General features: G+C 57.6%; 11 protein-coding genes and 1 pseudogene. 5 read left to right on the top strand and 7 right to left on the bottom strand.

Features of this window, described 5'->3' with window-relative positions; genetic code table 11:
* The first annotated feature begins 64 nt into the window (after positions 1 to 64).
* Positions 65 to 559, top strand: coding sequence for a YciE/YciF ferroxidase family protein (locus tag B0B13_RS07865; RefSeq protein ID WP_076786803.1), 495 nt, complete (start codon positions 65 to 67; stop codon positions 557 to 559).
* A gap of 155 nt (positions 560 to 714) precedes the next feature.
* Here the strand turns inward: B0B13_RS07865 and B0B13_RS07860 are convergent, their stop codons facing one another.
* From B0B13_RS07860 to B0B13_RS07835, 5 genes are all read right to left on the bottom strand, one after another.
* Entirely contained in the window at positions 715 to 1917 is a 1203-nt protein-coding gene (locus B0B13_RS07860) for an SIR2 family protein (RefSeq protein WP_083703683.1), read from the bottom strand.
* A gap of 317 nt (positions 1918 to 2234) precedes the next feature.
* Complete coding sequence (locus tag B0B13_RS07850) at positions 2235 to 2894, bottom strand: DUF2894 domain-containing protein (RefSeq protein WP_076795525.1); 660 nt, start codon at positions 2892 to 2894, stop codon at positions 2235 to 2237.
* Positions 2875 to 3525 (bottom strand): OmpA family protein, encoded by a 651-nt coding sequence (locus B0B13_RS07845; protein ID WP_076786809.1) that lies wholly within the window; start codon positions 3523 to 3525, stop codon positions 2875 to 2877. Before B0B13_RS07845 ends, B0B13_RS07850 begins: the two co-directional genes overlap by 20 nt.
* Complete coding sequence (locus tag B0B13_RS07840) at positions 3522 to 5618, bottom strand: DUF802 domain-containing protein (RefSeq protein WP_076795522.1); 2097 nt, start codon at positions 5616 to 5618, stop codon at positions 3522 to 3524. Before B0B13_RS07840 ends, B0B13_RS07845 begins: the two co-directional genes overlap by 4 nt.
* A 10-nt stretch (positions 5619 to 5628) precedes the next feature.
* Positions 5629 to 6423: a DUF3348 domain-containing protein gene (locus tag B0B13_RS07835; protein WP_076795520.1), complete on the bottom strand. Its 795-nt coding sequence runs from the start codon at positions 6421 to 6423 to the stop codon at positions 5629 to 5631.
* Positions 6424 to 7739: 1316 nt separating this feature from the next.
* Between B0B13_RS07835 and B0B13_RS07820 the strand changes: the two genes are divergently transcribed.
* The 3 genes from B0B13_RS07820 (at position 7740) to B0B13_RS07805 (ending at position 23405) form a co-directional block, all read left to right on the top strand.
* On the top strand, positions 7740 to 11195 hold the full coding sequence (locus B0B13_RS07820) for a Tc toxin subunit A (RefSeq protein ID WP_076795517.1): 3456 nt from the start codon (positions 7740 to 7742) through the stop codon (positions 11193 to 11195).
* A gap of 96 nt (positions 11196 to 11291) precedes the next feature.
* The gene (locus tag B0B13_RS07815) at positions 11292 to 16046 is read left to right on the top strand and encodes a Tc toxin subunit A-related protein (protein ID WP_237573912.1); all 4755 of its coding nucleotides are present in this window, start codon (positions 11292 to 11294) and stop codon (positions 16044 to 16046) included.
* A 171-nt stretch (positions 16047 to 16217) separates the two neighbouring features.
* Positions 16218 to 23405 (top strand): SpvB/TcaC N-terminal domain-containing protein, encoded by a 7188-nt coding sequence (locus B0B13_RS07805; RefSeq protein WP_083703680.1) that lies wholly within the window; start codon positions 16218 to 16220, stop codon positions 23403 to 23405.
* A gap of 662 nt (positions 23406 to 24067) precedes the next feature.
* Here B0B13_RS07805 and B0B13_RS07795 read toward each other — a convergent pair.
* Together B0B13_RS07795 and B0B13_RS07790 are read right to left on the bottom strand one after the other, a co-directional pair.
* Positions 24068 to 24382: a type II toxin-antitoxin system RelE/ParE family toxin gene (locus tag B0B13_RS07795; RefSeq protein WP_076795515.1), complete on the bottom strand. Its 315-nt coding sequence runs from the start codon at positions 24380 to 24382 to the stop codon at positions 24068 to 24070.
* A complete protein-coding gene (locus B0B13_RS07790) occupies positions 24379 to 24774 on the bottom strand; it encodes a type II toxin-antitoxin system ParD family antitoxin (RefSeq protein ID WP_370643219.1) in 396 nt (131 codons plus the stop codon). Before B0B13_RS07790 ends, B0B13_RS07795 begins: the two co-directional genes overlap by 4 nt.
* Before the next feature lie 64 nt (positions 24775 to 24838).
* On the opposite strand from B0B13_RS07790, the pseudogene B0B13_RS19255 reads away from it, so the two are divergent.
* Positions 24839 to 25007: pseudogene (locus B0B13_RS19255) on the top strand (IS6 family transposase); the annotation flags it as partial.
* Positions 25008 to 25545 lie beyond the last annotated feature (538 nt).

Below are 25545 nucleotides of genomic sequence, written 5' to 3'. Positions count from 1 at the left end.
CGAGGCCGGCGCAACCACACCCGTCCGGCGTCGTTTTTTTAAAGTTCGACGAAGGAGGTTCACGATGGCACGCAAGACCTTGGAAGACCTGTTTATCCATTCGTTATCTGAGATCTACAGTGCAGAGAAGCAATTGACACGCGCACTTGGCAAGCTAGCGCGCGCCAGCACGAATCCTGAACTTGCACAGGCCTTCGAGACGCATTTGCAGGAAACGCATGAGCAGGTCGAGCGCATCGATCAGGTGGTCGAGAAATGCGGCATCAAGCTGAAACGGATCAAATGCGTAGCAATGGAGGGGCTAATCGAGGAAGGCACGGAACTGCTGGACGAAATCGGGAAGGGGCCCGTGCTCGATGCGGGGCTGATCGGTGCAGCCCAGAAAGTAGAGCACTATGAGATTGCGTCTTACGGCACGCTGTGCGCGCTCGCGAAACAGCTCGGTAAGGACGACGCGGTGCCGTTGCTCAAGGCGACGCTTGAAGAGGAGAAGGCGACCGATCAGAAGCTGACGCAGTTTGCCGAGAAGGTCGGCAATCCGCAGGCTAGCCAAGCCTAATAGAACCGTGCCACGCGCCGGCGCCGTGTGGTCGTTGACGTGTGGTAGGGCTCAGACGGTGCCGCTTCGGCGGGCACGCTTCGCAGCTGCAGGCCGTGCGATACTGCCGGACGGCAGCGGGTCCCGCGCGCCGGGTGCGGGGCACGTCGGCTTTATCATAGTGAGCGAACGGCAATACTGCACCATTCGCTGAAACTGCCCCGCCACGGCAATACCGCGAGGCCTCCGGACACGCTGGCATGGGGAAAGACGCTTCTTGCATGATCAAGCTGTGTCTGAACGTCATTGAGATCGATGTAGTACAGCGCACGCTGGCGTCCATCGGTGGGCGCCTCGGCGAATTGACGCAGCAGCAGTCGCACCAGTGCGTCCTCATCGGGGAAACTGTAGCCGACCAGCACGACGATCCGGGACTCGCGCAGCAGCCGCACGGCCTTCGGGAACAGCGCCTGGAAATAGGGTTGGTCGTAGTCCTGGGCGCGCGAGGGCAGCATGATATCCGGCGGGTTGCTGCGCAGTATCTGCGTGTCGCGGCGACGATAGTCGACTTCAAAATGACCGTCATGCCGATAGATCTCAAACCCCCCATTGAGTTTCAGCAGATGACCGCCTGCAAAGGGCACCGCTACCGCACGCCTGTCCGTCTCACCGCACCACGCGGACGGCGTGAAGCCTCGATACAACTCGCGCGAATGGGCACGTCGGAGCGCTGTGTCTACCATCGCCTCAATGACAAAGTCGTAGTTCGTCGTCAGGAAATTCACGCCGATGCGGGGTGCGGGCCGCTCGCCAGTCGACGCCGCGCCCGCGTGCTCCTGCAGCGCGGCAAACAGCGAACTGATCGCTGTCTGTGCGTCGCTGAGCGGCTGGCCGAACGAAAGCGTGTCGCCGACTAGGGTGGGAGGCGTGGTGTGCTGGTGGAACTTGCGAAGCACCGCATAGCGCAATTCTCGCTCGACCAGTTCCAGATAAAACTCATCGACGTATCGGTTGCGGATCAGCGGATACTTTTTCAACATGCCTACCTGATAGACGATGTCGAGAAACGCGGATCGGTTTAGCCCGACAGTGCGATCGATCTGCGTCATACGCAGAAAGTCTTCCAAGAATGGAGACTCGCTCGTCCAGTCGTCATCGGTAAAGTCGAATAAATCGGCGCCGGTCGGATAGCGAGTGTCCCATGCGTGGGAGAACCCGGCGCCGAGCACGAACGTCACGTTACCCACCGCGGGATCGCCGTGCCGCGCCAGCGCATGGATGGCTTGCGCAAACTTGATCGGCGCTTGTCGGGATCGTGATGAGGAGGTTGGACCGCTGCGTCGGCGCGGGTTGCGTTGTGGGTCGATGTGTTCCGTCATGAGTCGTTGAGTCGGGGACGATGTCCGAGGTCGGGTGGCGCGCTACCAAGCCGCGCCCGCCGCCGTTTTTGTTGCGTGCCTGGCCGAGTGCAATACCCGTGCCCGCCGCGCGACGATGCACTGCTGACCATCGACGAACTGGCGGAACGAGGCTGGCGCGCGCAGGAGCGCAGTCGTAACCTGCGCGAGGATAATGTCGGCGGGCGGGGCGAACTCGGGGCGGCTGATGGGCAGCAAACGACGCGTGTACTGGTGCGACTCGCGTCTGTCGATGGACGGCGCGCGGCGCCCCACAAGGCGCGAAACGGCACGCCGCTTCAGCGCGATTTGCTTCTGGCACTCTTGCGGGCAACGGCGGCACGCGCAGTGTCCTTGACCGATGCCGGGCTTCCGCTATTCCATTGCTCCATCCACGATAATGTGTCTGCGTACGCGAGGAACTGCTGTAGATACCCGGGCGACAATTCGCGCATCAACAAAAGCGACCGATGCACGAGACTGCTGGAATTGAGCGGACCGGCATTTCTCGGCACTTGGTTTAGCGATTGCCGAAGCTGCTTTTCAATGCGGACCCTGGCCCAGGTCTTTCTGAAATACTCCAGCGTTGCCGGCTCCGGATCGGACACGGGGTGCGGCGCAGCGGCAGTGGCGCCGGCATCGCCGTGCGCGTGTTTGCGCGCGGCGATGTAGTCGAGCAACGCCGCGAGCGTAGGGCCCCCGGGCTCGCGTGATGCCGTTTTGGCAGCTGCGTTGCCGCAGCAGGGAGCCGCCCGCTCGAGATCAGCGGCATACGCATCCAGTAACTCGCCAAGCCGGCGCTCCAGGCGGTGTCGCACCGCGCCGACATGCCCGGCCGTGCGCCGCTCCAGTGCGTCGATAAAGCGGAAGCGTACCGGGTCCAGCCGATCGGCGCCGGATGCTCGCCATGCGTCAAGCCGGGCCCGCGCATGCGTTTCGCTATGGTTCACGGCGTTCACCGTTGATGGCGGGCAGCCTCGGCACCGCGGCGATCTCCACGCGCCGGTTGCGGGCCCGTCCAGCGTCGTCAGCATTCGAGCTCACCGGTTGTTCAGAGCCGAACGCGGCGGCGAACACTGATGAGGCCGGCACGCCTTCCGAGATGAAGGCGCGCGTCACCGTCAACGCGCGCTGTGCCGACAGGTCCCAGTTATCGGCGAAGCGACGATTGCCCGCGCGGACCTGCTGGTCATCGGCGAAACCGCTCACCATTAGGATCTCGTCACGGGCGCTAAGGTACGAGCGAAGCGGATTGGCGAGACTTTTCAACAGCTCGCGGCCTTCGGGCTGCAACTGATCCGAATTCAGTGCGAATAGTACGCTGCCGCTGATGCCGATACGGCCATTCACCAGCGTCACGCGTCCGGCGGCCAGTGGCCCGGCCAATGCCTGTTCCAGCGTCTTGCGGCGCTGTGTTTCCATTTGCCGCTGTCGAACTTCGTTCTCGAGCTTGGACGACAGTTGCAGTTGCATGCCGATGACGCCGACCAGGATCAGCACGAACGCCCCCAGCAATACCGACATCAAGTCGGCAAACGCGGCCCAGATGGGCGCCGCCGCTTCCACGTCGCCGTCGATGTTGTCGTTCATGGCGCTTCGGCTCCAGCACGCGCCCGCTGCATGGCGAGTTGTTGCAACTCCTCGATAATCTGTTTCTGCGACATCATGCTTAAGTCAATGACTTCCCGCGCCTGCGCGACGTAGTAGGCGAGTTGCTCGTCACTGCGCGCGAGCGACTTGTCCAGCGCCGCTTCGATGCGCTGTAGATGCTCAACCAGCGTATCGTTGGACGCGCCAAAGGACTGGGCCGCTGCGCCGAACGCCTCGCCCAAGCTGGCCACCTCGACCGCGCTGCTGGTGAGTTGCGTCGCGGCGGCCTCCACCTGCTGCGTGCTGGCCCGGACCTCGTCGGTGAACCGGTTGCCGACGCGCTCCAGCAAGCTTGCCGATGTCGAGACCAGTGCGTCGATGGCCGAGCGCTGCTCATTGGACGCATGGTTGACCGCGTCGAGTAGCGTCGCCAGCGTTTCGAGTACTCGGCCGCGTTCCTGCAGAACCGCTGTGTCGCGCTCGAGGCTATCGGACAGTTGCTGGCGCAGCTCGGCGATCACCTGCGCTGCGGCCAGCGGCGCCTGCGACGCGGCTTGCACGAGCTTGCCGATCTCTGCGATCGTCTTATTGGCCTGCTCGTTGGCTTGCGCCGAGATCTGTTGCGCTGTACGCGCCAGCGTGTCGCAGATGTGTTGCTGCTGCGCGGCGGCGTGCGTGCCGGCTTCCTCCCATTGGTGGCGCAACGTGGCGGCCATCGACGTCAGTGTCGTGGTCCAGGTGTCCAGTCGGTGTTCGTCCTGCGATTGCAGTTCGGCGCGCAGCCGCGCCTGCGATTGTTCCATTGCATCCAGCGACGCCATTGAGCGCTGCGCGAGCGTCGCAACGGCCGCTTCGAGCGCGCGTTGATGGTCCGCGGCGCGTTGCTCCGCGGCCTGCTCCTGCCGGGTTAGCGTCTGCTGACAAGTCTGGGCAAGCGTCGCCACGTTGGCTTCCAGGCGTGCCGACAGCGTCTGCAACAGGGTCGCGGCGCGTTGTTCGGCCGCCTCTGCGAATTGGTCCGCCGAGACGCGAAGGTGCTCGAGCAGCGCGTCATTGGATTGCCGATGGTCGGCCAATGCCTCGCTCCAGACCGCCGCCACATCGCGCGTGGTCGTGTCCAGGCTCGCGGATAGCGCATGTAACTGTTGCTGCACGGCGCCGGCGACGGTATCGTGCAGCGACGCCGTATCGCGTGCCAGGCTAGCCATCGTCGCCTGGACGACCGGCTGCAGCGCCGCGCCCGCGGCGCGGGCGCTGTCAGCCACGCACTCTGTCAACGAGTGTGTCACGGAGGAGATCAGGCGCGCGTGCGCGTGCTCGATCCGGTCGAGGAAAGCTTGCTGCCCGGCGAGCTGTTGCTCGCTCAACGTCCGTGTCTGCTGCTCGATATGCGTGATCATCGTTTGCAGCCGGTCGACCAGTGCAGGCAACGCATCGGCTTGCCGCTGCAAGACCTGCAAAGTCGTCTCGCGCTGGTGAGCGCTCGAATGGGCCCGCAATGTCGTCGCAATGGCGGTATCGAGCTGCTGCGCGGCCTCGATGCGCTCGCGTCGGCACAGGGCGGAAAGCAGGCCCAGCATGGCGGATGCCGCCACGCCCGCGATCGATGTGCCGAACGCAAAGCCCAGTCCGCTGACCGGCGCGGCAAGCGACGCCCGGATGGCGCCCAGATCGGTCGCGCTTTGCAGTGCGGCGCCGGTGCCGCGCAGCGTCGTTACCATGCCGAGCAGGGTACCCAGCATGCCGAGCAGCACCAGCAATCCCACCAGGTAGGGCGTTAGCACCGGGGCCGGCAACGCGACCCGCTGACCGTCCAGCCGCAGGCGCACCGCACTGCGTAAGTCGGGATGCAACTGTGCCAGCCAGGGCTCCAGCGTCGGCGGGGGGGCGGATAGGCCGGCTACGGCGCGCATCAACGTGGCACTGGCCTGTTGGTAGTGGCGCAATTCCAAAGCGCCTGCAAGATAACCGCCACCGATCAGCAGCGTGACGGCCGAGGCCAGCGGGTTGGCGCCGAAGTAGCCGGCGCCGATCCAGCATACGATGGCCAGGCCGGCCAGGAAGACAACAACGTTAAGGTGAAAGCGGGTCATAGCAGGTTGGTTAGCAGGTACGGTAGGCCGACAGCAGTCCCTGCACCGGTTGGAACCGGACGTCGAGTTCGGCGATCAGCACGCTGCGCATGTCGTTGCGAAATACGTCCAGCCAGCTGCCAGGCGCACCCGCAGGCGTCGGTGCGTCAGTTTGAAGTGGAACTTGCGTGCACGCTTGCTGTGGCACGTGCGTCTGTGCCGGCGGCGCGGGGAGAGACGCGGCGTCGCGCAAGCGGGCAAAATGCGCGCCGAGCAACGCGGGCACGTTGGCCAGCAGGTGATGCTCGCGTGCTGCTAGTGCCTGCTCCATGACGGTATCGACGGCGCACAGCTGCGCCATATCCGGCGCGCGCGTCACTAGCATTGTGCGTAGCCGCCCCCGCAGCGCACCGATATCCGTTGCCATCGCGTGCTGCACGCCGACGTAGCGGTGACGAAAATCGGCGTAGTCGGGCACGGCGTCGCTGCTCGCCCCGCGTAGCGCTGCGGGCTTGGCTGCGTGGCGCGCTCCGGTGGCGAAGCCGCAAGCTGCATCGATGCGGCGGATCAACGACGTGCGCACGGTGGCAGTATGCGCCGACGCGTCGTCGCCCAGATCTGCTACGCTGGCCGCGTCCGATGCGGCACCGTACGCAGTAGCGTTGAGCGCGGTTGACAACGCAATGGCGTCGGTCCAGCCGAGCCATTGGCTCAACTGGTCCGGCAACGATTGTCCGGGTTCGGCTACATCGAGTTGTGCGAGCCGCGCAAGCAAACGAACAAGTGTCGGAGCGCTGGACGCCGTTGGCCGGGGGACTTGCACCATACCACCAGAGTCAAAAAGACAGCAGTTTACACGTCTGTGGAACACGCGGGCCGCATCCGTTCTCGCCTGTCATCATCACCAGCGCGGTTGTCCACGCGTGGACATCATCGGCGTTGACCACATGCTAGATAAAGCACGGCGCGATCTCGATCCAGCTATTTAGCCACCGTAGCGAGACACGATTCGGCTCACGGTGATGGCCATGTCGTGCATCATCGACGCGGCGGGCAGGCCTGCGCTCCCGTACCAGAATGCCCGATGAGCTAAACGAGGCGTTAGCTCGAGATGGTGCGCGCTGGGTTATTTATGTGGCTCGCGTCAGTCAAAAGCGTCATCGGGCGAGCACGGGCACGTTAGCTGGTGAGATTGTGACGCTGCGCGCACCGCGCGACTCGACGAAGGTAACGCCGGTACTGAGCAGCAAAGCGACGACTGCCTGATTGTGCATGGTGCGGTGATCGTTACTGTGCGGCGGTCGGATTCAGCGCTGCTGCTGAATTATCGTGGCGTAGAGCAATGGCGATTCAATGATGGGCGAGACAATCGAGCCGTTTCATATCATGCGATTGTGCGAGGGGCCCCTGACGCGCAGCCGTGTTTTTCTGTGAGGTAGCCCGGCCTCTGCAGGTCAATGCTTGGCGGTACTCACGGCAATTTGTCGCATTGAATAAAGGGAATGTGCTTGGATGCTTTCGGGTTAGTGCTTTATAGTTGTCGTTACCTTAAGTGCCGAAGCGGCATATGGCAGTTGAGCACAACGCTTGAACGCGTTGTGAGCAGCAGCAAACGATGAAGTGATCTGTCAGCGAACGGGTGCATCGCATTAGCTGTTTTTGCTGAATACAAATGATGTCTGGAGGGAAAATGAAGAAGTACCCCAGCTTAAACACAATGGCCTCGCGTCTGCGTGCCACGTCTACTTTTTCTATTTTATTCTGTTTCCGACTTTGCCCACTTAGCGTACGGCAAGACAGTGTCGCTTTGAGCACGTGGCGCGTCAGGGCACGGTCTTGCATCCAGCGGCAGCATGGGTTGAGTGCCGCCGTTTGAGGCCTGGCGTAGCGCGCTCTATTGGACGGCGGAGAATGTAATGCGGTCCTATTCAAGAGTAGCGATCCATTGATAGCGAAGTGATAAGGACAACATGGCAAATAAGATTTGCTACGCTGTCTGCGTCGATTTTGCGATGGAATTAGGATGTCGAAATCGCTCACGTGTAGCATCCGAATTGGAAATTGGCATGGTTCCAAGGAAAGTGATTAGTTTTCCAAACCAGAAGGCCGTGACACAATCTTTGACCCATGTCAGGAGTGGATATGAATCAAAAAATCAGCCCGCTAATCAATGTGCTTGAAGCACGCTACAAGACGGCGGGGCGACTTGCTGAACTGGGCTACCAGTCTGTCTTTGATGTGGCGCGTGTGACGCGGGAGCAGTTTGTCCGTGAACATCGCGAACAGCTCGGCCCTAAGGCCGCCCGTGCCTGTTATGACCAAACAGTCGGCTATGCGCAGCAAGTGGCGTTCCGGTTTCGTCAGCGGCGCTTGACGCGCCTGGTGCAGCAAACCTTTGGGCCGTTTTCTGGTCCCGGTCCCAGCTATGATGAGCAGTTTCGCTTAGACTGGGGGCAGATGAGTGCGGTAGACGCCATCGAAGCGAATACGTCACCGGCAGCCTATCTCGTGTCGCTGTATCACTTGGCGATGAATCAAGAACGAAACGCGCCTCAGCCCGACGCGATCAACTCGCTGGCAAAGCGCCGCCCCGATATTCCAGAGCTGATCGTGGATAACGACAGTTTGAACCAGCGGTTACCCGAACTGACACTGGTCAATACGGTGTTGAGCCGTGCGATTGAGGACACGGTGCCGGACGGAAAAACGGTCGATGAAACGTTGGCAGAGACTTACTATCCGAACCAGCTGCCATACCATTTTGCGCATCAGCAAACCATCGAAGGATTCGCCGTGAGCGGCACATCACTCACGGAGGTGATGCAGCGGGTCGATACCTCGTGGCCTTACTTTATTGCCCCTATCTCGCCTGCCGACACCACAGCAAGAATGGAGGCGATGCGACTTGCGAGTCCATTAGCGCCGCCATTGCAAATGTTGATTGCTGCTGCACCTTATTTTAGTACTCATATGCTGACGTTGGCGCAACTTGTCGCTAAATGGGGAAGTGATTTTTACTCCACGACAGAAATTGATCCGTGGTCAGATCTTAATGGCCATGCTTATGTCACGCCATTGCAAAATGCCGTGCTTAACGGGGTGACTGAATTAATTTCGGTAGGGAATCAGTACGATGTCTTTACGCAATTAACATTAAAATCTGCAAACGATTGTCATGTTGTGTTGGGTGGGCAAAATAAAGAATATTATTATCGTGGCATTAATAATTCAATAACTACTGAAGGTAAGCCATATAAGCGCTACCCTATATTACAATATCGCGATGAGGATAATGCGGGATTGGATCTGAAGGCTAATCCGCTGCGTGCCGATTTCTTTATCCGTATGCAGACGTGGTCGTCTAAAAAATATTATGCAGAAATCAGCTTTACATTGATATTAGATGGCAACGATAATCCTGTTTTCTACACATCGAATCAAGTCAACTTTTACCACAATCACTTTGGAATCAGCCCAACACCGATCCATCACAATCATGCAACTTACCTCAGCAACGTCACCCAGCTGACTTGCCACACGGGCTTAAGCGTGGCGGATCTAGAACGCGCACTGTGCACGCGAGTCGGTGGCGATACTGTGATAGTGTCGCCCCATATTGTGACTCGTAATGCAATCTTCACTAACGGAAAGACCGATCAAACGCCGCATATGCCTTACCATTATGGTGCCGTCTACCTGCATGCGGGTAAAAGACCAGCGATTGAAATGGTAGAGGATAAAGATGGTAATCTTACACTCACTGATTTGACCGATGATCGTCTGGATCGATTGAACCGTCTGATACGCATGCAGCGTGCATTGGACTTGCCATTTGACCAACTGGATTATTTGATCACAGCCGGCATGCGTGCCGAAGGTGTCGATCCGCTTCAAGCGGATGGCAATTTGGGACTGTACACAAACACAAATACGTTGCGGCTGCTTGGGGTCTTTCGTCATTACCAGCAGCGTTACGGCGTTACGGCCGAACAGTTCGCCGCCGTCGTGCATCAAATCACACCGTATGCGATTACTCCCGATGTGCCCATGTTGGACCGCTTATTTAACATCAAGCAGCTATTTGATCAATCTTACACGCTGGATTGGGAAAATGTAGATTATACGGCGACGGCCACCACTGTGGATAAGGAGCGGGACGCACGTATTGTCAAGCAATTGGCAGCAGGTTTAAAGCTCACCGATGCGGAGTTTTCGCTGCTGGCGGACCTCGTTGCTCAGTATCAAGGCAATCAAGCTAACCATAACTTTCCCAATAGCTTAGATGCCGTCTCCGCGCTGTACCGGCTGGCTAGCATTCCGCGTTGGTTGGGGCTGACCATTGCAAGTGGTTTGGCGTTCATTCGCTTACTAGATCAGGCCAAGTGGTTAGGCGATGACTGCTCGTTGCTTGCGCAGTTGGCAGGTGTACCCGCGATCGCGGTATTAGATAATAACGGCCGACCGCAAGCTAATGACATACTCGATGGGCTGATGTTGCTGTCCATAGCGACTGACTGGTTGCACGCGCAGGAGGTAAGCGTGGCGCAATGCGCTGCGTGGCTGTTGCCTGTGCCGCCGCAAATAGGTAATCAACGCCAGTTAGACTTAATTCAGCAGCTGAGCCAAGGTATCAGTCACAGTGTCGTGACACCCCCTCGTTATGCTCAATCGGGTGCGCCAACAACGGATACTGAGGGCGTGGCGCTGGATTGGGCAACGCTGATGCAACAAGCCAATTTGGTTGATGCACAGGGGCTAGTACAAGACAATGTGAACACGGTTTCGCAAGACAGTATCACAGCGGCCGTGCAGGCCGTTGTCATGGCGCAAGCACTGGATAAGGACAGTCAGGCGCAGGCCACGACCGCACTGAGTGCATTACTTTATAACGCGCAGCAGTCGCAGCACGGCATCTTGGCGAGCACATTGGCCCAATTGCTGATGGTGCCGCAAGCGCTGGTGCGGCCGCTGGTGCAATGGGCTGGCAGTACGCCCTGTGAGTTTTTAAATCAAACCTTGGCTCAAAAGTCGGTGACCTGCCCACAGCAAATTACCGATACTTACCTGAAGCTACTCGCGATGCTATCGCGCGGCGCACAGCTAGCCTCCTGCTTTGAACTGAGTGCGGCGATGTTAAACAGCTACTTGGCGCAGCCTGCCTGGTTTGGCGAGTGCGAACCGAACCTCACGACGCTAAGCTTTGCGACACTGTATCACCTCGGTTGTTATCGCGACTGGCTGCATCACACCTCGCACACCGAGAACGATCTGCTTGCATATCTGGGACGGGTCAACAGCAACGCGCCACCGTCGGCGCAAGATGCCGCCCCGTTGCTGGCAAATTTGCTGGGTTGGCAGGCCAGTGAAGTGCAAGCTGCAGCGGCCTATGTGATGGGCGATGCCGATACGCCAGCGCGCACCATACCGCAAATTGCAACGATCTTACGCTTATACCGCTTGTCGCAGCAAACGGGCTTGGCGGTTGCGTCATTGACTTCAACGATCAGCATTCGCACCAACAGTGACTACGCGAGCTGGCAGCGACTAGGACAGGCAGTGGCCGCCGCCAGTGAACAGGTCACGACGGCCATGCATTAGCCAAGTGAGAGCGACTGACCGATTCCCTGATCACACCGGCTGGCACTGAACCTGTGTGCATCAAAGCCGCTTTATCTTAAGCAAAGGATCACCATCATGCAAAATGCGCTTGCCAAACGGCTCAATGAATCCCGACGCGATGCGCTACAAGCCTATTATCGGGGTTATGTTGCGCCGACGCTGCCGGGTGTAGGCGATCAAGCGGTGACCCAAGACGATCTGTATCAATATTTGCTCATTGATACCGCAGTGAGCGAAGAGGTCGAAACTAGCCGTGTCGCGCAGGCAATCGCGAGCCTGCAGCAGTACCTATACCGCATTGCGTTGAATCAGGAGCCAGGCTTTAACCCAATGTCGCAAGACGATATCGCATCATGGCGGGAGATCGATAGCCAGTATGCGCGCTGGTCAGCCAGTCAGCAGGTCAGTGACTATCCGGAAAACTATATTTTACCGTCCACGCGTCAGGACAAAAGTCACTTCTTTGAAGAGCTGGAAAATTCCCTAAACCAAAATCGACTCAACGCTGACCGCGTGCAGGACGCGGTGCTCAGCTACTTGAACGAGTTCGAGGCGGTCAGCAATCTGTTGGTGATCAACGGCTGTTGCAGCCAAACCGATTTTGGCAAAGGGACTTATTACTTTATCGGTCGAACCGCTGCGGAGCCGCATAGCTATTACTGGCGCAGCATGGATTTGAGTAAAAACGGCGGCACGGCCGAGCATCCGCAGATTACGCCAAATTGTTGGAATGATTGGCGAGCGATCACCTTACCACTGAATAGCAGCAATGTGCTCAGTTGGACTGTGCGGCCGGTATTCTTCAATAACCGGTTGTACGTTAGCTGGGTTGAACGGGACCCCACGCCGAAGAAGAAGAGTGACGGCACCGACGTCACGCCGGAAGTGCATGCCTACCGCGTGCATTACGGATATTTGCGTTATGACGGCACCTGGTCCGCGCCGAATGTGGCCGAGCTGCAAGGGTTCGACAAAACGGGAAATTCCTATGCCTTGACAGGTGGTGTACTAGAGATTACGGAAGATACCAATTTTGAATTAACTAAGGTTGATACCGTGGCGATCGTGGATTTTAGCCGCGGCGTGACCGGCAGCACTCGTCCAGAAGGCAACCTGTTTATTGGCTTGTTTGTGTATGAAGGTGAGCAGGGTAAAATTCCTGATCAATCGGCGTTTTTGTTCTGTGATACATCTTTTATCAGTATAAAAACAACCGGCGATAACGTTAAATCAGATTTTCTGATCTACCAGCCGGGCGCTGTCAAAGACGGTATTCGCTATCAGTCGTTGCAATATAATTTGCAGGGCAAAAAATACCAAATTGTCGCTGGGTCAATTCAAAAGAAAACCTCGCATTATGATTCAGGTATTCCTAGCAACTGGCCGGGGGCTTTGGCCACACCTTCGGTGTCGATTGCGAGTGACGGACTGACGCTGCGAGTTGGCGCTGAACTAGGTCGGTGCCCCGATGAAACGCGTGATGGGGGCGTATGGAAAAGCCTGTATGTGTTTCCTAGTGGTGACCAGACGCCAACCGGAAGCACAAGTAATCGAATGCGTTATCATTTGACAGCGGGTGATGCAAATCGATCAATCAAGTTTAGTTTTAATGGGTCAAATTATTATTTTTACGATACCAAAATTAAATACGATGCTACTTATGGGAATGTGGATATTCCAGCTGGTGTTTATAAATGCGATACTACCACTCTTCCCATATATATGGGCGTGGATACTGGCTTAAGATTTGTAGTTGATAGTTCACGTAACATTGCTTTTAAAGGCGGTACGCCCACATCCAAAATTCTGGACTTGCATGGAAAGTGGATAAGTTTTTATAATAAACCTGCCACTGAAATATTTTTTTCTATCGGCCCAGAAAATGGTTATTGGGATTCATATCACTTGACCTTTGGGATTAACAAAAACGCCAATAAGGTCAGTGTCACCTATCGGTTTCAACATAAATTATCCATCTACACGGTTCAAGGCGGTACGGAAAAAAGTATGGTGGCGAGCAACACCACCACGCAACGTGACGTGCTGCAACCAACAGACAACTGTGCTGCCACGCATTCAATTAGCAGCGAGGACTTTCCGGAGCAAGGAAATATCACTTACCATCTGCGCAATGAACTGGTGCGCACCCCGTCTTCTGGCAGTGTCGGTAGTGCCTATCAAACGTGGTCAGTGCAAGTTGAATTGGTGTCGGTGAACACACCGGATCAGATTCCTCAGCTGTGCACGCGTTATGACAGCCAGCAAGGTAACGTCCAATTCATTACGTTTAACGGTAATAAAGCGGAGGATGGCGGTTTCCCCCTGCCCGACACTCGGCTCAATACGACTTTTGTGCGCGAATTGATTCGCCGGGCCAATGTTAGTTTGGGCACGCTGCTGCACTATACGACTCAAGCAATGCCGCAAGAACCGCAATTACGTGTCGACAGTAGTGCACCTAATGGCCATTTGCAGCCGATGGATTTCACGAGTGCCAACGGCCTGTATTTTTGGGAGCTGTTTTTCCATGTGCCGTACCTGGTCGCCACGCGCTTTAGCAGCGAGAATCAAAACACCGATGCGCAGCACTGGCTGCACTATATCTTCGATCCGGCGGCCAAAGATAAAGACACCGATGCGGTCACCGGTATCACGGCACCCGACTATTGGAACGTCTACCCGCTGTGTCCGCCTGAGGACGCCGATGTATCGACGGCCAGCTTTTTGATGCGCGATGCGCTCAATCCGGATGCGCAAGCGTATGCCGATCCGGTTATTTATCAAAAAGCGGTATTTATGGCTTATGTGCGCACGCTCATTGCGACGGGTGACAATGCGTATCGGCTGCTCACGCCCGATGGACTGACGGCGGCCCGCGTATTTTATGATCAGGCACGGGAGCTGATGGGACCGCCGCCCACAGTCTCGATGAGCAGCCGTTGGATACCCAATACGTTGCAGGTCCTCGCGAGCCAAAAATACGCGGCGGTGCGTGAATTAGAGCACGAACCGAACGTGCGCTGGCTGGCACTGCCGGCGCAAAATCTGAGTCTGCTCAGTATATTAGACAACCCGAACTTTCGCCCGCCGCTCAATACGCAATTGCTTACGTATTGGCAAATGCTCGACGCACGGCTGTACAACCTGCGTCATAGCTTAACCCTGGATGGCAAGCCGCTCAGCCTGCCACTGTTTGCGACGCCTGCTGATCCATTGGCGCTGTTGACGCAGCGTGCCCAAGCGGGATCGTTAGGTAACAGCGGCAATGGCGCCAGTCAAATTATTCTGCCATATCGTTTTCAATCGCTGCTGCCCACGGCGTACCGCGCGGTCGATATGCTCAGCCAGTTTGGCAATACGCTGCTCAGCGTGCTGGAGCGTGGTGAAAATGCCCATCAGCTGGAACTGGGCCAACAACACTTGGTGGATCTGTCCAACTTCACGATCAGCTTGCAGCAGCAAGAGCTGGATGCGCTCAAAGCCGATGTCGACACGCTACAGGCCCAAAAGACGCTGGCGGATCAGCGCTACCAATACTATTTGGATAGCTATAACGACAATATCAGTCGCGCCGAGCAAGAATCGATGGATCTGCAAAATGCCGTCAGTGATATGTCCGTGAGCGAAGCAGCAATGTATGCGGTTGCTGGCGGCCTCGATATGGCGCCGAACGTTTTTGGTCTGGCTAATGGCGGTTCTCGTTGGGGCGCGGCGACGCAGGCTGTCTCGCTTGGCATGAGCGTGGCGCGCACCGCGATGGAAGGGAAAGCCGCCCGTCTCGCACAAAGCGAAGCGTACCGGCGTCGGCGCGACGACTGGCGACTTCAGTATGAACAAGCGCAGTTAGAATCCCAGGTGATCGACAAACAACTGCAGGCGCTCGCAATACGGCAAAAAGCCGCTCAAACGGTGATTGACCAAGCCCATACGCAGCAAGCGCAACAACAAGCGATGCTCGATTTTCTGAGTTCTCGCTTTACGCAAGCGAGCCTGTATCAGTGGTTGACCAGCCAACTCTCCGCACTATATTACCAAGCGTACGATGCGGTACTGTCACTGTGCATGAACGTGCAGGCGTGCTGGCAGTATGAGTTGGGGGATTTCAGCACATATTGGGTTCCGACTAACGCGTGGAACGATAGTTACCGTGGGTTGCTGGTCGGCGAGACGTTGTCGCTCAGCCTGCATCGAATGGAATCTGCCTATCTGGTGCGCAATGACCGTCGGCTCAATATCACCCGGACCTTTTCGCTTAAGACGCTGCTAGGCGATCAATTTGACACGCAAAAAGCGCAAGGTAATTTTGAGTTCACGTTGTCGGAACAGGACTTTGACACCCATTATCCGGGCCATTATGCGCGCTGCTTACAACAGGTCAGTGTCACGCTGCCTACGCTGACCGGCCCTTATCAAGATGTGCGGGCATTGCTAACCCAAACTCGCAGCCAAACGCTGTTACAACCGGATATCGACGGTGTCAAATATTTAAACGATAACGCAAAGGGCAGTGGCACACATGTCGTGAATAACTTGCGGCCCAGCCAACAGATTGCGCTGTCCTCGGGCTTGGACGACAGCGGCACGTTTGCGCTGCTTGTGCAGGATGGGCGCTATTTACCATTTGAGGGGACCGGCGCGGTGTCCAGTTGGATGCTGACTTTCCCGCGTGCAGTGGAGGAAACGATTGATGGTAAAAAATTGCCCGCCGATCCTGCACAAAAAGCGTCGTTGGACGCGCTCAATGATGTACTTATTCAAGTGCAGTACACCGCCTTGGATGGTGGGGTCAGTTTTACCAATGCGGTCAAGCAAACGTTGATCCCGAGTTAAAGCGCCGGTTTGGCCTGCAGGGGCATCGTGCTTGCCAAGTCGTGCTCGGACAGCCACGTTAAGCACTTGGTCAAACTCGGGATGGTATGGCCGGTCGGCTAGCGCATAGGTGCGAGAGGACACCGAACGGCGTTTTTCTATGTTCAGTAGCCTGTTTCTCGAGTACAAACCATGAATACGACTCGTCCAGCTGAAATAACTGCGCCTAACGTCAGTGTGCCGTCGCTGGCACTGCCCAAAGGCGGTGGCGCCATTCAGGGGCTGGGCGAGACGCTCAGTGCCGGTGGCGTCAGCGGCACAGCATCCTTGAGCCTGCCATTGCCGCTCACCGAAGTAGGCAGTGCCACGCCGGCGCTAGCGCTCACCTACAGCAGTGGCGCGGGCAATAGCCCATTCGGGCTAGGCATGGCGCTGAGCGTGCCCAGCATTGGCCGGCGCACCGCGAAAGGCGTGCCACGTTACACAGAGACGGACGAATGGGTCGATGCGAGCGGCGCAGTACTGGTGCGCGTCGGCGACGCACCAACTCAGACGCTGAACGGTCGCGCGTTTCACGTCACACTGTTCGCGCCGCGCGTCGAGGGCGGTTTTGATCGGCTTGAATACTGGCAAGCGCAAGACGACGCCACGCTCGCCTTTTGGCATGTGCGAGCCGCAGACGGTGCGCAGCATCTGTTTGGCTATACGGCAGCCGCGCGCTTGGCCGACCCGGCCACGCCCGAGCGCATCGCACGCTGGTGGCTCGAAGAAACTGTCACGCCACACGGTGAGCATGTGTATTATGCGTATCAGGGTGAAGATGACAGCGGCATCGATATCAGCTCCGACATTGAGCAGCCACGCGAGCGGCGCGCGCAGCGGTATCTAAAGCGTGTGTGCTACGGCAACCGCCAAGCGTGCACCGACTTGTACTTAACGAATGACACGCCGGTGCCTGCCGATTGGCATGTCGAGCTGGTATTGGACTATGGTGAGCATGCGCAAACTCCCGAGGCGTTGCCTACCTATGCGCCGACGCATGCATGGCTCGCGCGGGCCGATCCATTCTCCGAGTATGCGGCGGGGTTTGAAGTGCGCACGCATCGGCTGTGCCAGCAGGTGCTGCTGTTTCACCGCTTCGACGCGCTCGGCGCCGACCCGGTGCTGGTGCGGCGGCTGTACCTCGAGTATGACGAAAACCCGGTCCTTACGCGGCTGCGCGCCGCGTGGGTTACTGGCTACGGACCCGATCCCGCCAGCGGCGAAGCAGCCACGGTTAGCTTGCCGCCGCTCGAATTCGGCTTTGGTGCTTTTACGCTGGATCAGAGTCAGTTCACGCCGTTTGAACCACTGAAGGGGCTCAATGATGGTGCGCTTTATCAAATGGTCGATCTATATGGTGAAGGCCTACCGGGCGTGTTGTACCGCGATGGCAGTAGTTGTTGGTATCGTGCGCCGATTCGTGCGACGTTAGACAACGACGCGATTGCGTACGATGCGTGGCAGCCGCTGCCGCAGGTGCCAGTTGGCGGCTTGGGGCCCGACACGCGGCACGCGCTGATGGATTTGACCGGCGACGGGCAGCTCGATTGGGTCGTGGCACAGCCTGGCATGGCCGGCTTTTTCTCGTTGGGGCCGGATAAGCACTGGCAAGCGTTTGTGCCGTTTAGTGCGTTTCCAACCGAATTCTTGCATCCGGACGCACAGCTTATCGATCTGATCGGTGCCGGCCTGCCAGATTTGGCACTGATTGGCCCCAAAAGCGTGCGGCTGTACGCAAACCGGCGCGAGGCCGGCTTTGGCGCGCCCGAAGACGTCGAGCATGCGCCGGATCGGCTGCCCAGCGGTCGCGGCGCGTCGAGTGAACTGGTCGCGGTCAGCGACGTACTCGGCTCGGGACAGTCCCACTTGGTGCGCGTGCGTCACGACGCATTGGTGTGCTGGCCGAATCTGGGCCGCGGCCAGTTCGGGGCGGCGATTCCATTCGCGCCGCTGCCGTTCGAGCCCCGCACGTTTGATCCGGCACGCGTGCGGCTCGCGGACTTGGACGGCTCAGGCGCGGCTGACTTGATCTATCTAGAAAGTGACCGACTGCTCATTTTCCTGAACCAGGGCGGCAATGGGTTTGCGCAGCCGGTGACGCTCGCGTGGCCCGACGGCGTGCGCTATGACGACACGTGTCAAGTCAGCTTCGCGGACGTGCACGGCACCGGCTGCGCGGCGCTGGTATTGACCGTGCCGCATCCCAGCCCGCGCCACTGGATCGTGGACTTTGTCGCGGGCAGCAAACCATACTTGCTTGAGCGGGTCAATAACAACCGGGGACTGGACACGCAGCTTGTGTATCGCAGCTCCGCGCAAGCGTGGCTTGACGAAAAGCGCGAGACGCCCGACGCGGTGAGCCGACTGCCGTTTCCGGTGCCGCTCGTGGCGCAACGGATCCAGACCGATGAGATTACCGGTAATACACTGACGCAACACTATACGTATCGCCACGGCTTTTATGACGGACACGAGCGCGAGTTTCGTGGCTTTGGCTATGTCGCGCATATGGACACTGAGCGCGAGGCGCTCACGCAACCGGATGACGATACACTCAGCGCACCAGTGCTGACTAAAACGTGGTATCGCGTCGGCACCGAGCAAGACGACGCGCCCGATGCCGACTATTACGCGGGCGATGAGAAAGCGCCGTCACTGGGCGCCACGCGCTGGGTCGATGACCAAGGTGAGCCGATCGCGCAGCCCGACGCCGACCTATTGCGTCAAATGCGTCGTGCGCTACGCGGGCACGTGCTGCGCGAGGAGGTGTACGGCGTTGATGACACGCCGGCGGCCGCGCACCCGTACACGGTAAGCGCATACCGCTATCAGGTGCGCGTGGTGCACGATGCGCCCGGCGCACGCGTGCTATTGCCGCAGCAATTGGAGCAATTAAGCGTGCATTATGAGCGTGCGCCCGACGATCCAATGATCACGCATGACGTGCTGCTGCACGCGGACGCCTATGGCTATCCGACCGAGGCGGCCACCGTGCACTATCCACGGCGAATCAATCCCGCTACACCCGTCGAGTATAACGATCCGCAACAGCAAACGTTGCGCGTGAGGTGCACACGGCATCGGTGGATTCACCTGGATCAGGGGCCCGCACACTGGCGGCTGGGGCTGCCGTGCGAAACACAAACGGCAGCCTTGCAGCCGCAGGCCAGTACAGCAGAGAGGCTTGGTTACGAACAGTTGACCGACGGTCGACTGGATACCGCACCGCGTGAGTTGATTGGTTGGCAACGCCTGAACTATGTCGATACGGAAGGTACCAAATTGCCATTCGGTCAGGCAACGCTTGAGGGGCTGCTGGCCTGCACACGGCAGGTCGAGGTGACGCGGGATCAGCTGGAGCAAGCCTGCAAAGACTTGCCGTCGCCTGGCGACCTCGATCAATGGATGGCGCAAGCGAAGTATCAAAAGTTTGACGAAGACGGCAACGACTATTACTGGGTGGAATCGCCGCGCGCGCATTATCTGGGCTTGAGCGACTTTTATCGGCTCAGCCATCAAACCGATGCGTTCGGCGCTCAAACGCGCATCGAATACGATGCGTCCGGCTACTGTGTGACGCGCGTGACCGACGCATTGGGCTATGTGACGCAAGCCGAGTATGACTATCGATGGCTGCAACCGACGCGCGTGATCGATGCGAATGAGAACCGGCATGAAGCGGCGTACGATCCTCTGGGTCGGATACGTGTCACCAGCTTTTACGGTACGCAAGCCGATCGCGAAATTGGTTTCGCACCGGTCGAAATTTATCGAACCGCCGTCACGACGCTCGACGCGGCACTGGCCGACCCCATCGGCGCGATCCAGCACGCGGCTAGCGTTTCCTACGATGCGTTACTTAGCTGGATGGGTCAGCTCGAGGATGGCGTACTGAGCGACGTTGAACAAGCCACGCTGTGTCAATATGGGTTGCTCACGCCCAGCGGTCAGCTCCGCGCGCGGTGGTGGTGGCTGAGCGCCGCGCCCTCCGGCCTGTCAGCCGAGCGCTGGGCACAGATTCAAGCGCTGCTCAATGACGCTGCCCGTACGCCGGTGCATACGGCGAGTTTGGTGCACGACGGCTATCCGGACGACACGCATCGGCAGATCCGCTGCACGGTGGCGTTCACCGACGGCTTCGGCCGTGCACTGCAAACCAAGCAGCGTGTTGCCGCCGGCCCCGCGTGGGCAACCGATGCGCAGGGCAACCTGGTGCTCGAAGCAGAACAGCTGGTGAGCCACGATACGCCGACGCGTTGGGCGGTCTCGGGTCGCGTCGAATACAACAATAAAGGTTTAGCGGTGCGCGTGTATCAACCGTATTTTGTGGACACGCCCCGCTATGTGAACGATGCATCGCTGCGGCAGTTCGTGCCGCACGACACGTTCTATTATGATCCGTTGGGCCGTAATACGCGGGTGCACACCGCGGCAAAATGTCAGCGGCGTAGTCGCTTTGATGTCTGGTTTGACGCGCACGAAGACGAAAATGACACGGGCGACGATCCGCTGTATCGCGACACGCCCACGGTCGAGGTGCGCGACAATCGGGGCTTAGCGGTGCGCGAAGTGCGCTATAACCGCACGCCCGACGCTGCCTCGCGGCAGACATTGATTACCCAGCATGTGTTTGATGCGGCAGGGGCGCTGGTAACCAGTGCGGATCCACGACACATTGCGCAAGACACCGTTAATTTTCGCTATTGGCGCACGCTCTCAGGGCAACTGCTGCGCACGGACAGCGTCGATGCGGGCGCGCAGCTGCAGCTACGCGATGCGCGTGGGCTGATCACGTGGACAGCGACCGCCAACGGGCATCGTCAGCGCTGGGTCTATGATGTGCTCGGCCGTCAGAGCGCACGGTTTGAGCAACCCGCCGGCGCCGCAGAAGCGTGCCGTGAACGGTTGAGCTATGGGGCGCCGGACAGCGACGTGCGCCGCAATGATCGTGGCCAGCTGGTTCGCCATGCGGACCCAGCGGGCGTGACTAAAATCGACGGCTATAGCTTGAGCGGTGAACCGCTGAACGCTACGCGCGGCTTTTTAGCGACGCTGGACGCGCCCGATTGGCCGGAAGCGGAAACGGCGCAGACCGCGCTGCTCGAGCCCGAGCGCTATACAACCTGCTGGACCTATAACGCGCTGGGCGAGACGCTCACGCACACCGATGCGGGTGGGCATTGCCGGCGCTTTGAATCCGATATGGCTGGCCAGCTCAAAGTGGTCTGGCTACGCTTAGCCGGCCAGCACGGCCAAGACGAGCGCTGCGTCGCGTCGGATTTCCTCTATAACGCGGCTGGCCAGCCGCTGCAGGTGCGCGCGGGCAATGGCGTGGTGCGTACCTATACTTATGAGCCAGCCACGCAACGCTTGACGCAGCTGCGTGTGCAGCGTGAGCGTGATAAAGCGCTGTTGCAGGATCTGAGTTATACGTATGATCTGGTGGGCAATATCATGCAAATCGATGATGCGGCGCAGCCGGTGCGCTATACGCGCAACCAGCGTGTGACGGCGACAAGCATCTATCGCTACGACGCGCTGTATCAATTGGTCCACGCCACCGGGCGGGAAAGCGCGCGGGCGAATAAGCAAAGTGCCATGCTGCCGCCATGGCAAGGCTTGGATGATACACAACGAGTGAACTACGCACGCGACTACACATACGATGCGAGCGGCAATCTGCACCATATGCAGCATAGAGGAGTACAACACTATACGCTTGAAATGACCGTGGCCGCCGGTTCGAACCGCGCGGTGCCTTGCGAGTGGACCGAACAACCCGATCAAGTGCATCGGTATTTCGACGCAAACGGCAATTTGACGCAATTGCAGCCTGGCCAGCCCGTGAACTGGAACGCATGCAATCAGCTCAGCCGCACCGTGCAGATCAAACGCGACACGGGTGATGATGATGACGAGCGCTATGCTTACAGCGATCAAGGACAACGCGCGCGCAAACAGCGCCGCTGGCGCGAGGGCAGTCAACAGCATACCGAAGACGTGCGCTATTTACCGGGGCTCGAGCAGCGCGAACATCGGCAGGCCAATATAAAAGATGCCGAGCAATTTAGCGTGGCCGAAGCGGTGCAAATCATTGTGGTGGAGGCGGGCGGTATCGCGTTGCGGGTCATACATTGGAAAGTGGGCCAGCCCGACGGGATCGACAACGATCAAGCACGCTATACTTTTGATAATCACCTGGGCTCAAGCACACTGGAGCTTGATAACGCGGCACAGCTATTGACCTACGAAGAGTATTATCCCTATGGTGGCACCGCGCTGTGGTCTGCCAAAAGCGAGCTGGAGGCGAAATATAAAACTGTGCGCTATTCTGGCAAAGAGCGCGATGCGACCGGGCTTTATTATTATGGCTTCCGGTATTACGCGCCATGGCTAGGACGATGGCTGAATCCTGATCCGGCGGAAACGGTCGATGGGCTGAATTTATTCAGCATGGTAAGGAACAATCCAATCAAGCTAATAGACGAGGATGGATTAATCCCAGTTCAACCTGATATTTTTGAGAAAGTGGTATCTGGTATAAAATATGGGCAAAAATTGAACGAAACTGTAGAGCTAAGTTCGGAAAAATTGATTTCAAATGAGAAAAATATAAGTGTTAAGCAGCATAAGCAATATTTGAATGAATTGGCCGCGACGGCTCAAGCACAGATGCCGTCAAAAGGATTGAAAAGCAAGATCTACCAAAATATAAGGGGCAGCCTTGCTAAGAAAGATCGGTTCCCTGGGATAAGTATAGACGACCCTAAAAAGCCAATATATAAAATTAATGATATCGAGTTATTTGTTAATGAAATTAAGGGAAGATACAGAGGTGATTCTGAAAATCCCCAGGAAATGCATCCATACGTGGAGAGTAAACTAAGAAAGCATATTGAAACCAACGGAGAAGAGATTTCAACCTTTGTTGGCATCCCGGCTTTGCATGCAGAAGTTAGAGCCTTAAATGATGTTCTTAACCAGCTGTCACCTAACGATATTCCATCATATGAAGAGCTTTCTGAGATTATGGTTTCCACTTATAAACTTGGTGATGGTGTAAATAAGGAGAATTTATATGATCTCAGAATATATAAAGAAGAAAAATCAATAGGAAGATTTCATGTGACAGTGTATGCAAAAGACAGTTCATCTTTGCTTGAAAGCCTAAATAGAGAAAAATATCAATGGAAGTTTGACGGGGCAATTTCGCGTTGGGTCAAAGCGGAAAAGCGCGGCATTTCACAACCAGGGACGCAAAGTGGTCCATTTGTTGCTTGCACAAACTGCCAAGCGTTTCTAAGATCAACTCGGATACTGACCGATATTAAACGCTGATTAGGATTTAAGCTGGAATCCAGCCCGGTAGTAACATAGCAGCAGGCGTAACATAAGCAATAGTGTCCTGTCCCATAAGAAACGAAAGCAGCTTACGAGGGCCGTTTGCAATGCGAGAGGCGCTTGAGGCGCGATCGTGGATCGCGCGCTCAGGCTAGCAATCAGGCAGTGGACGTGGGCTGGCCGGACTGCCGGGGCAGCTCGCCGCCGACGTTCCCGGGCAACAGACATTGATCCTGTTGAGCTGGCATATGCTGAACAGGCCGTATATCGCGGCAGCCCGTTCGCCCCCGCTATCTCCGGAGCAAATCGCTGCGTAGCGGGCCTCGTGTGCCGCAGCCAACGCGGATGCTGCCAAGAGGGCGCGGGGGGAGCGTAGCTACGGCGTTATGACCACGCTGCCTTATGGGACTTGTGTGGGGATGGGCGAACCTGCGCGTTCAGCGCCCGATGCCGAAACCCGGTTAAAATCTGCCCCCGGTTCAATGCGCGTCAAACCCAAAGGGACAAGGTCGCGGGGGAGTCGGTGGACAGTCGTAAAGCCAGGGCCATCGGTCGGTGCTGTCCACACCCCTGTGGTATAAGTAGCGCAGCCGTCTACGGACGGGCGTGGGATGACCACTGGTTTCGTGCGACCCGGGAGGATGACCCTCTTTCTCACGCTAGCCTTCGCTGATTTTAAATAAAATAGCGGCATAGTCACGCGCACTATGCAAGACGTGAATGACGTCGATGCATTCGGCAGGCTGACCGATGATCCGGTAAAAAATCTGATAGCTGCCGTGTACCCGGTGCCGCACGCCGTGGTCTTGGTAGCGTGGCACGAGCGGGAACGCGAGCGGTATATTGGCAAGACTGAGGCATTTGTCCCGCAGTTCATGCACAAAGCTCAGCGCACGATGCGGGTTGTCGCGAGCAATATAGTCGCCGATAGCCTCAAGGTCAGCTTCTGCGTCGGGCAGAATACGTACAATCATGCATCACCGCTCGCCATCTTCCGATACTTCGACTCAAGCCGATCGAACACCTGCTCGGCGGGCACGCCCTTTCCAGCCTTCGAATCGGCGACACCGCGTTCAATCACGGCGTCGAGCGCCGCAAGCTGCATCTCGCGTTCCTGCACGAGACGCACGCCCTCGCGCAGCACTTCGCTTTTCGAGCCATATCGACCTGAAGTAATGAGTTGAGCAACGTAATGTTCAAGCTGCTGGCCAAGTTCGCCACTGATTGCCATTGCCTTATCCTCGAAATGTCTACTGCATATCTTAGCGAAATCAATAACAGTTATCAATATCATAATATCATTTCTGTAGCTTGCGCGCGGCGGCCTGATCGTCACATTCATAGAAATATAGATCACGTTCAGCATACCCGCCCCGAACGGAAGACAGCTCTGCCAGCTGGCATTGAAGCGCCGGCATTATCCGCTGGAGATGATCGTGTTGTATGTGCGCTGGTGCGTGGCTTACCCGCTGAGCCTGCAGCGCCTGGAGAAGGTGCGGGCTCGGAGTGGGTCGTTCAACGGTACACCGCTGAGTGATCAAACTCGTGCCGTTATTCGAAAAAGCGTTCCGCCGGTACAAGCGCGCGGTGGGTAGGAGCTGTATCGCACTACCAAACGCATCGTCAGGCTGATGATGAGCTTCAAGGATTCCCGGTGTACACCACAGTGCGCTCGCTGGTACCAAGCCCATCAGCGCACAACCGGATAGCAATCAGGTAACGACTGAGGCGATCGAGTCGTTTTTCATTACGCAGTCGCGTGGTGGTACCCGGTGTGCAGTAGTGTTAGGGTTCGACGAAAAACGCAGCAAGGTCAGCGGTGTCAAGTAGGCGAGCGCTTCATGGTGATGTGTTAAGCGTCGATGGAAGGACACAACTATTTTGCCATGCTGCATGAAGCGCGCGCGGCAAGCGGACGGCGAGCACGCGTGTCGCATCACGCTGATGCGAGTGTGCGAAGGGGTACAAGAGGCGACGGTGAACCTATGCGATTAGCAGTTTATAGCAGCTTTTCTTTCTCATTCCACAGGCCTGCGACTCAATCTTTATTTTCGGCTAGCAGGGGATTGTGTCGGCATGACGGCAAAGTGGTGGTGCAGCCTTTTCAGGCCAACGCCTGACGGTGCTCACGGCAATT

Source organism: Burkholderia sp. b14, from assembly GCF_900156195.1.
In the GTDB taxonomy this organism is placed as follows: domain Bacteria; phylum Pseudomonadota; class Gammaproteobacteria; order Burkholderiales; family Burkholderiaceae; genus Mycetohabitans.
The sequence above is the reverse complement of the archived record's forward strand: the minus strand, read 5'-3'. Positions and strand labels throughout refer to the sequence as shown.

Coding starts and splice junctions, on each gene's coding strand:
- B0B13_RS07815 (WP_237573912.1), top strand. CDS start 11,292: ATGCAAAATGCGCTTGCCAAACGGCTCAATGAATCCCGACGCGATGCG.
- B0B13_RS07795 (WP_076795515.1), bottom strand. CDS start 24,382: ATGATTGTACGTATTCTGCCCGACGCAGAAGCTGACCTTGAGGCTATC.
- B0B13_RS07865 (WP_076786803.1), top strand. CDS start 65: ATGGCACGCAAGACCTTGGAAGACCTGTTTATCCATTCGTTATCTGAG.
- B0B13_RS07820 (WP_076795517.1), top strand. CDS start 7,740: ATGAATCAAAAAATCAGCCCGCTAATCAATGTGCTTGAAGCACGCTAC.
- B0B13_RS07845 (WP_076786809.1), bottom strand. CDS start 3,525: ATGAACGACAACATCGACGGCGACGTGGAAGCGGCGGCGCCCATCTGG.
- B0B13_RS07860 (WP_083703683.1), bottom strand. CDS start 1,917: ATGACGGAACACATCGACCCACAACGCAACCCGCGCCGACGCAGCGGT.
- B0B13_RS07805 (WP_083703680.1), top strand. CDS start 16,218: ATGAATACGACTCGTCCAGCTGAAATAACTGCGCCTAACGTCAGTGTG.
- B0B13_RS07790 (WP_370643219.1), bottom strand. CDS start 24,774: ATGCTGAACGTGATCTATATTTCTATGAATGTGACGATCAGGCCGCCG.
- B0B13_RS07840 (WP_076795522.1), bottom strand. CDS start 5,618: ATGACCCGCTTTCACCTTAACGTTGTTGTCTTCCTGGCCGGCCTGGCC.
- B0B13_RS07835 (WP_076795520.1), bottom strand. CDS start 6,423: ATGGTGCAAGTCCCCCGGCCAACGGCGTCCAGCGCTCCGACACTTGTT.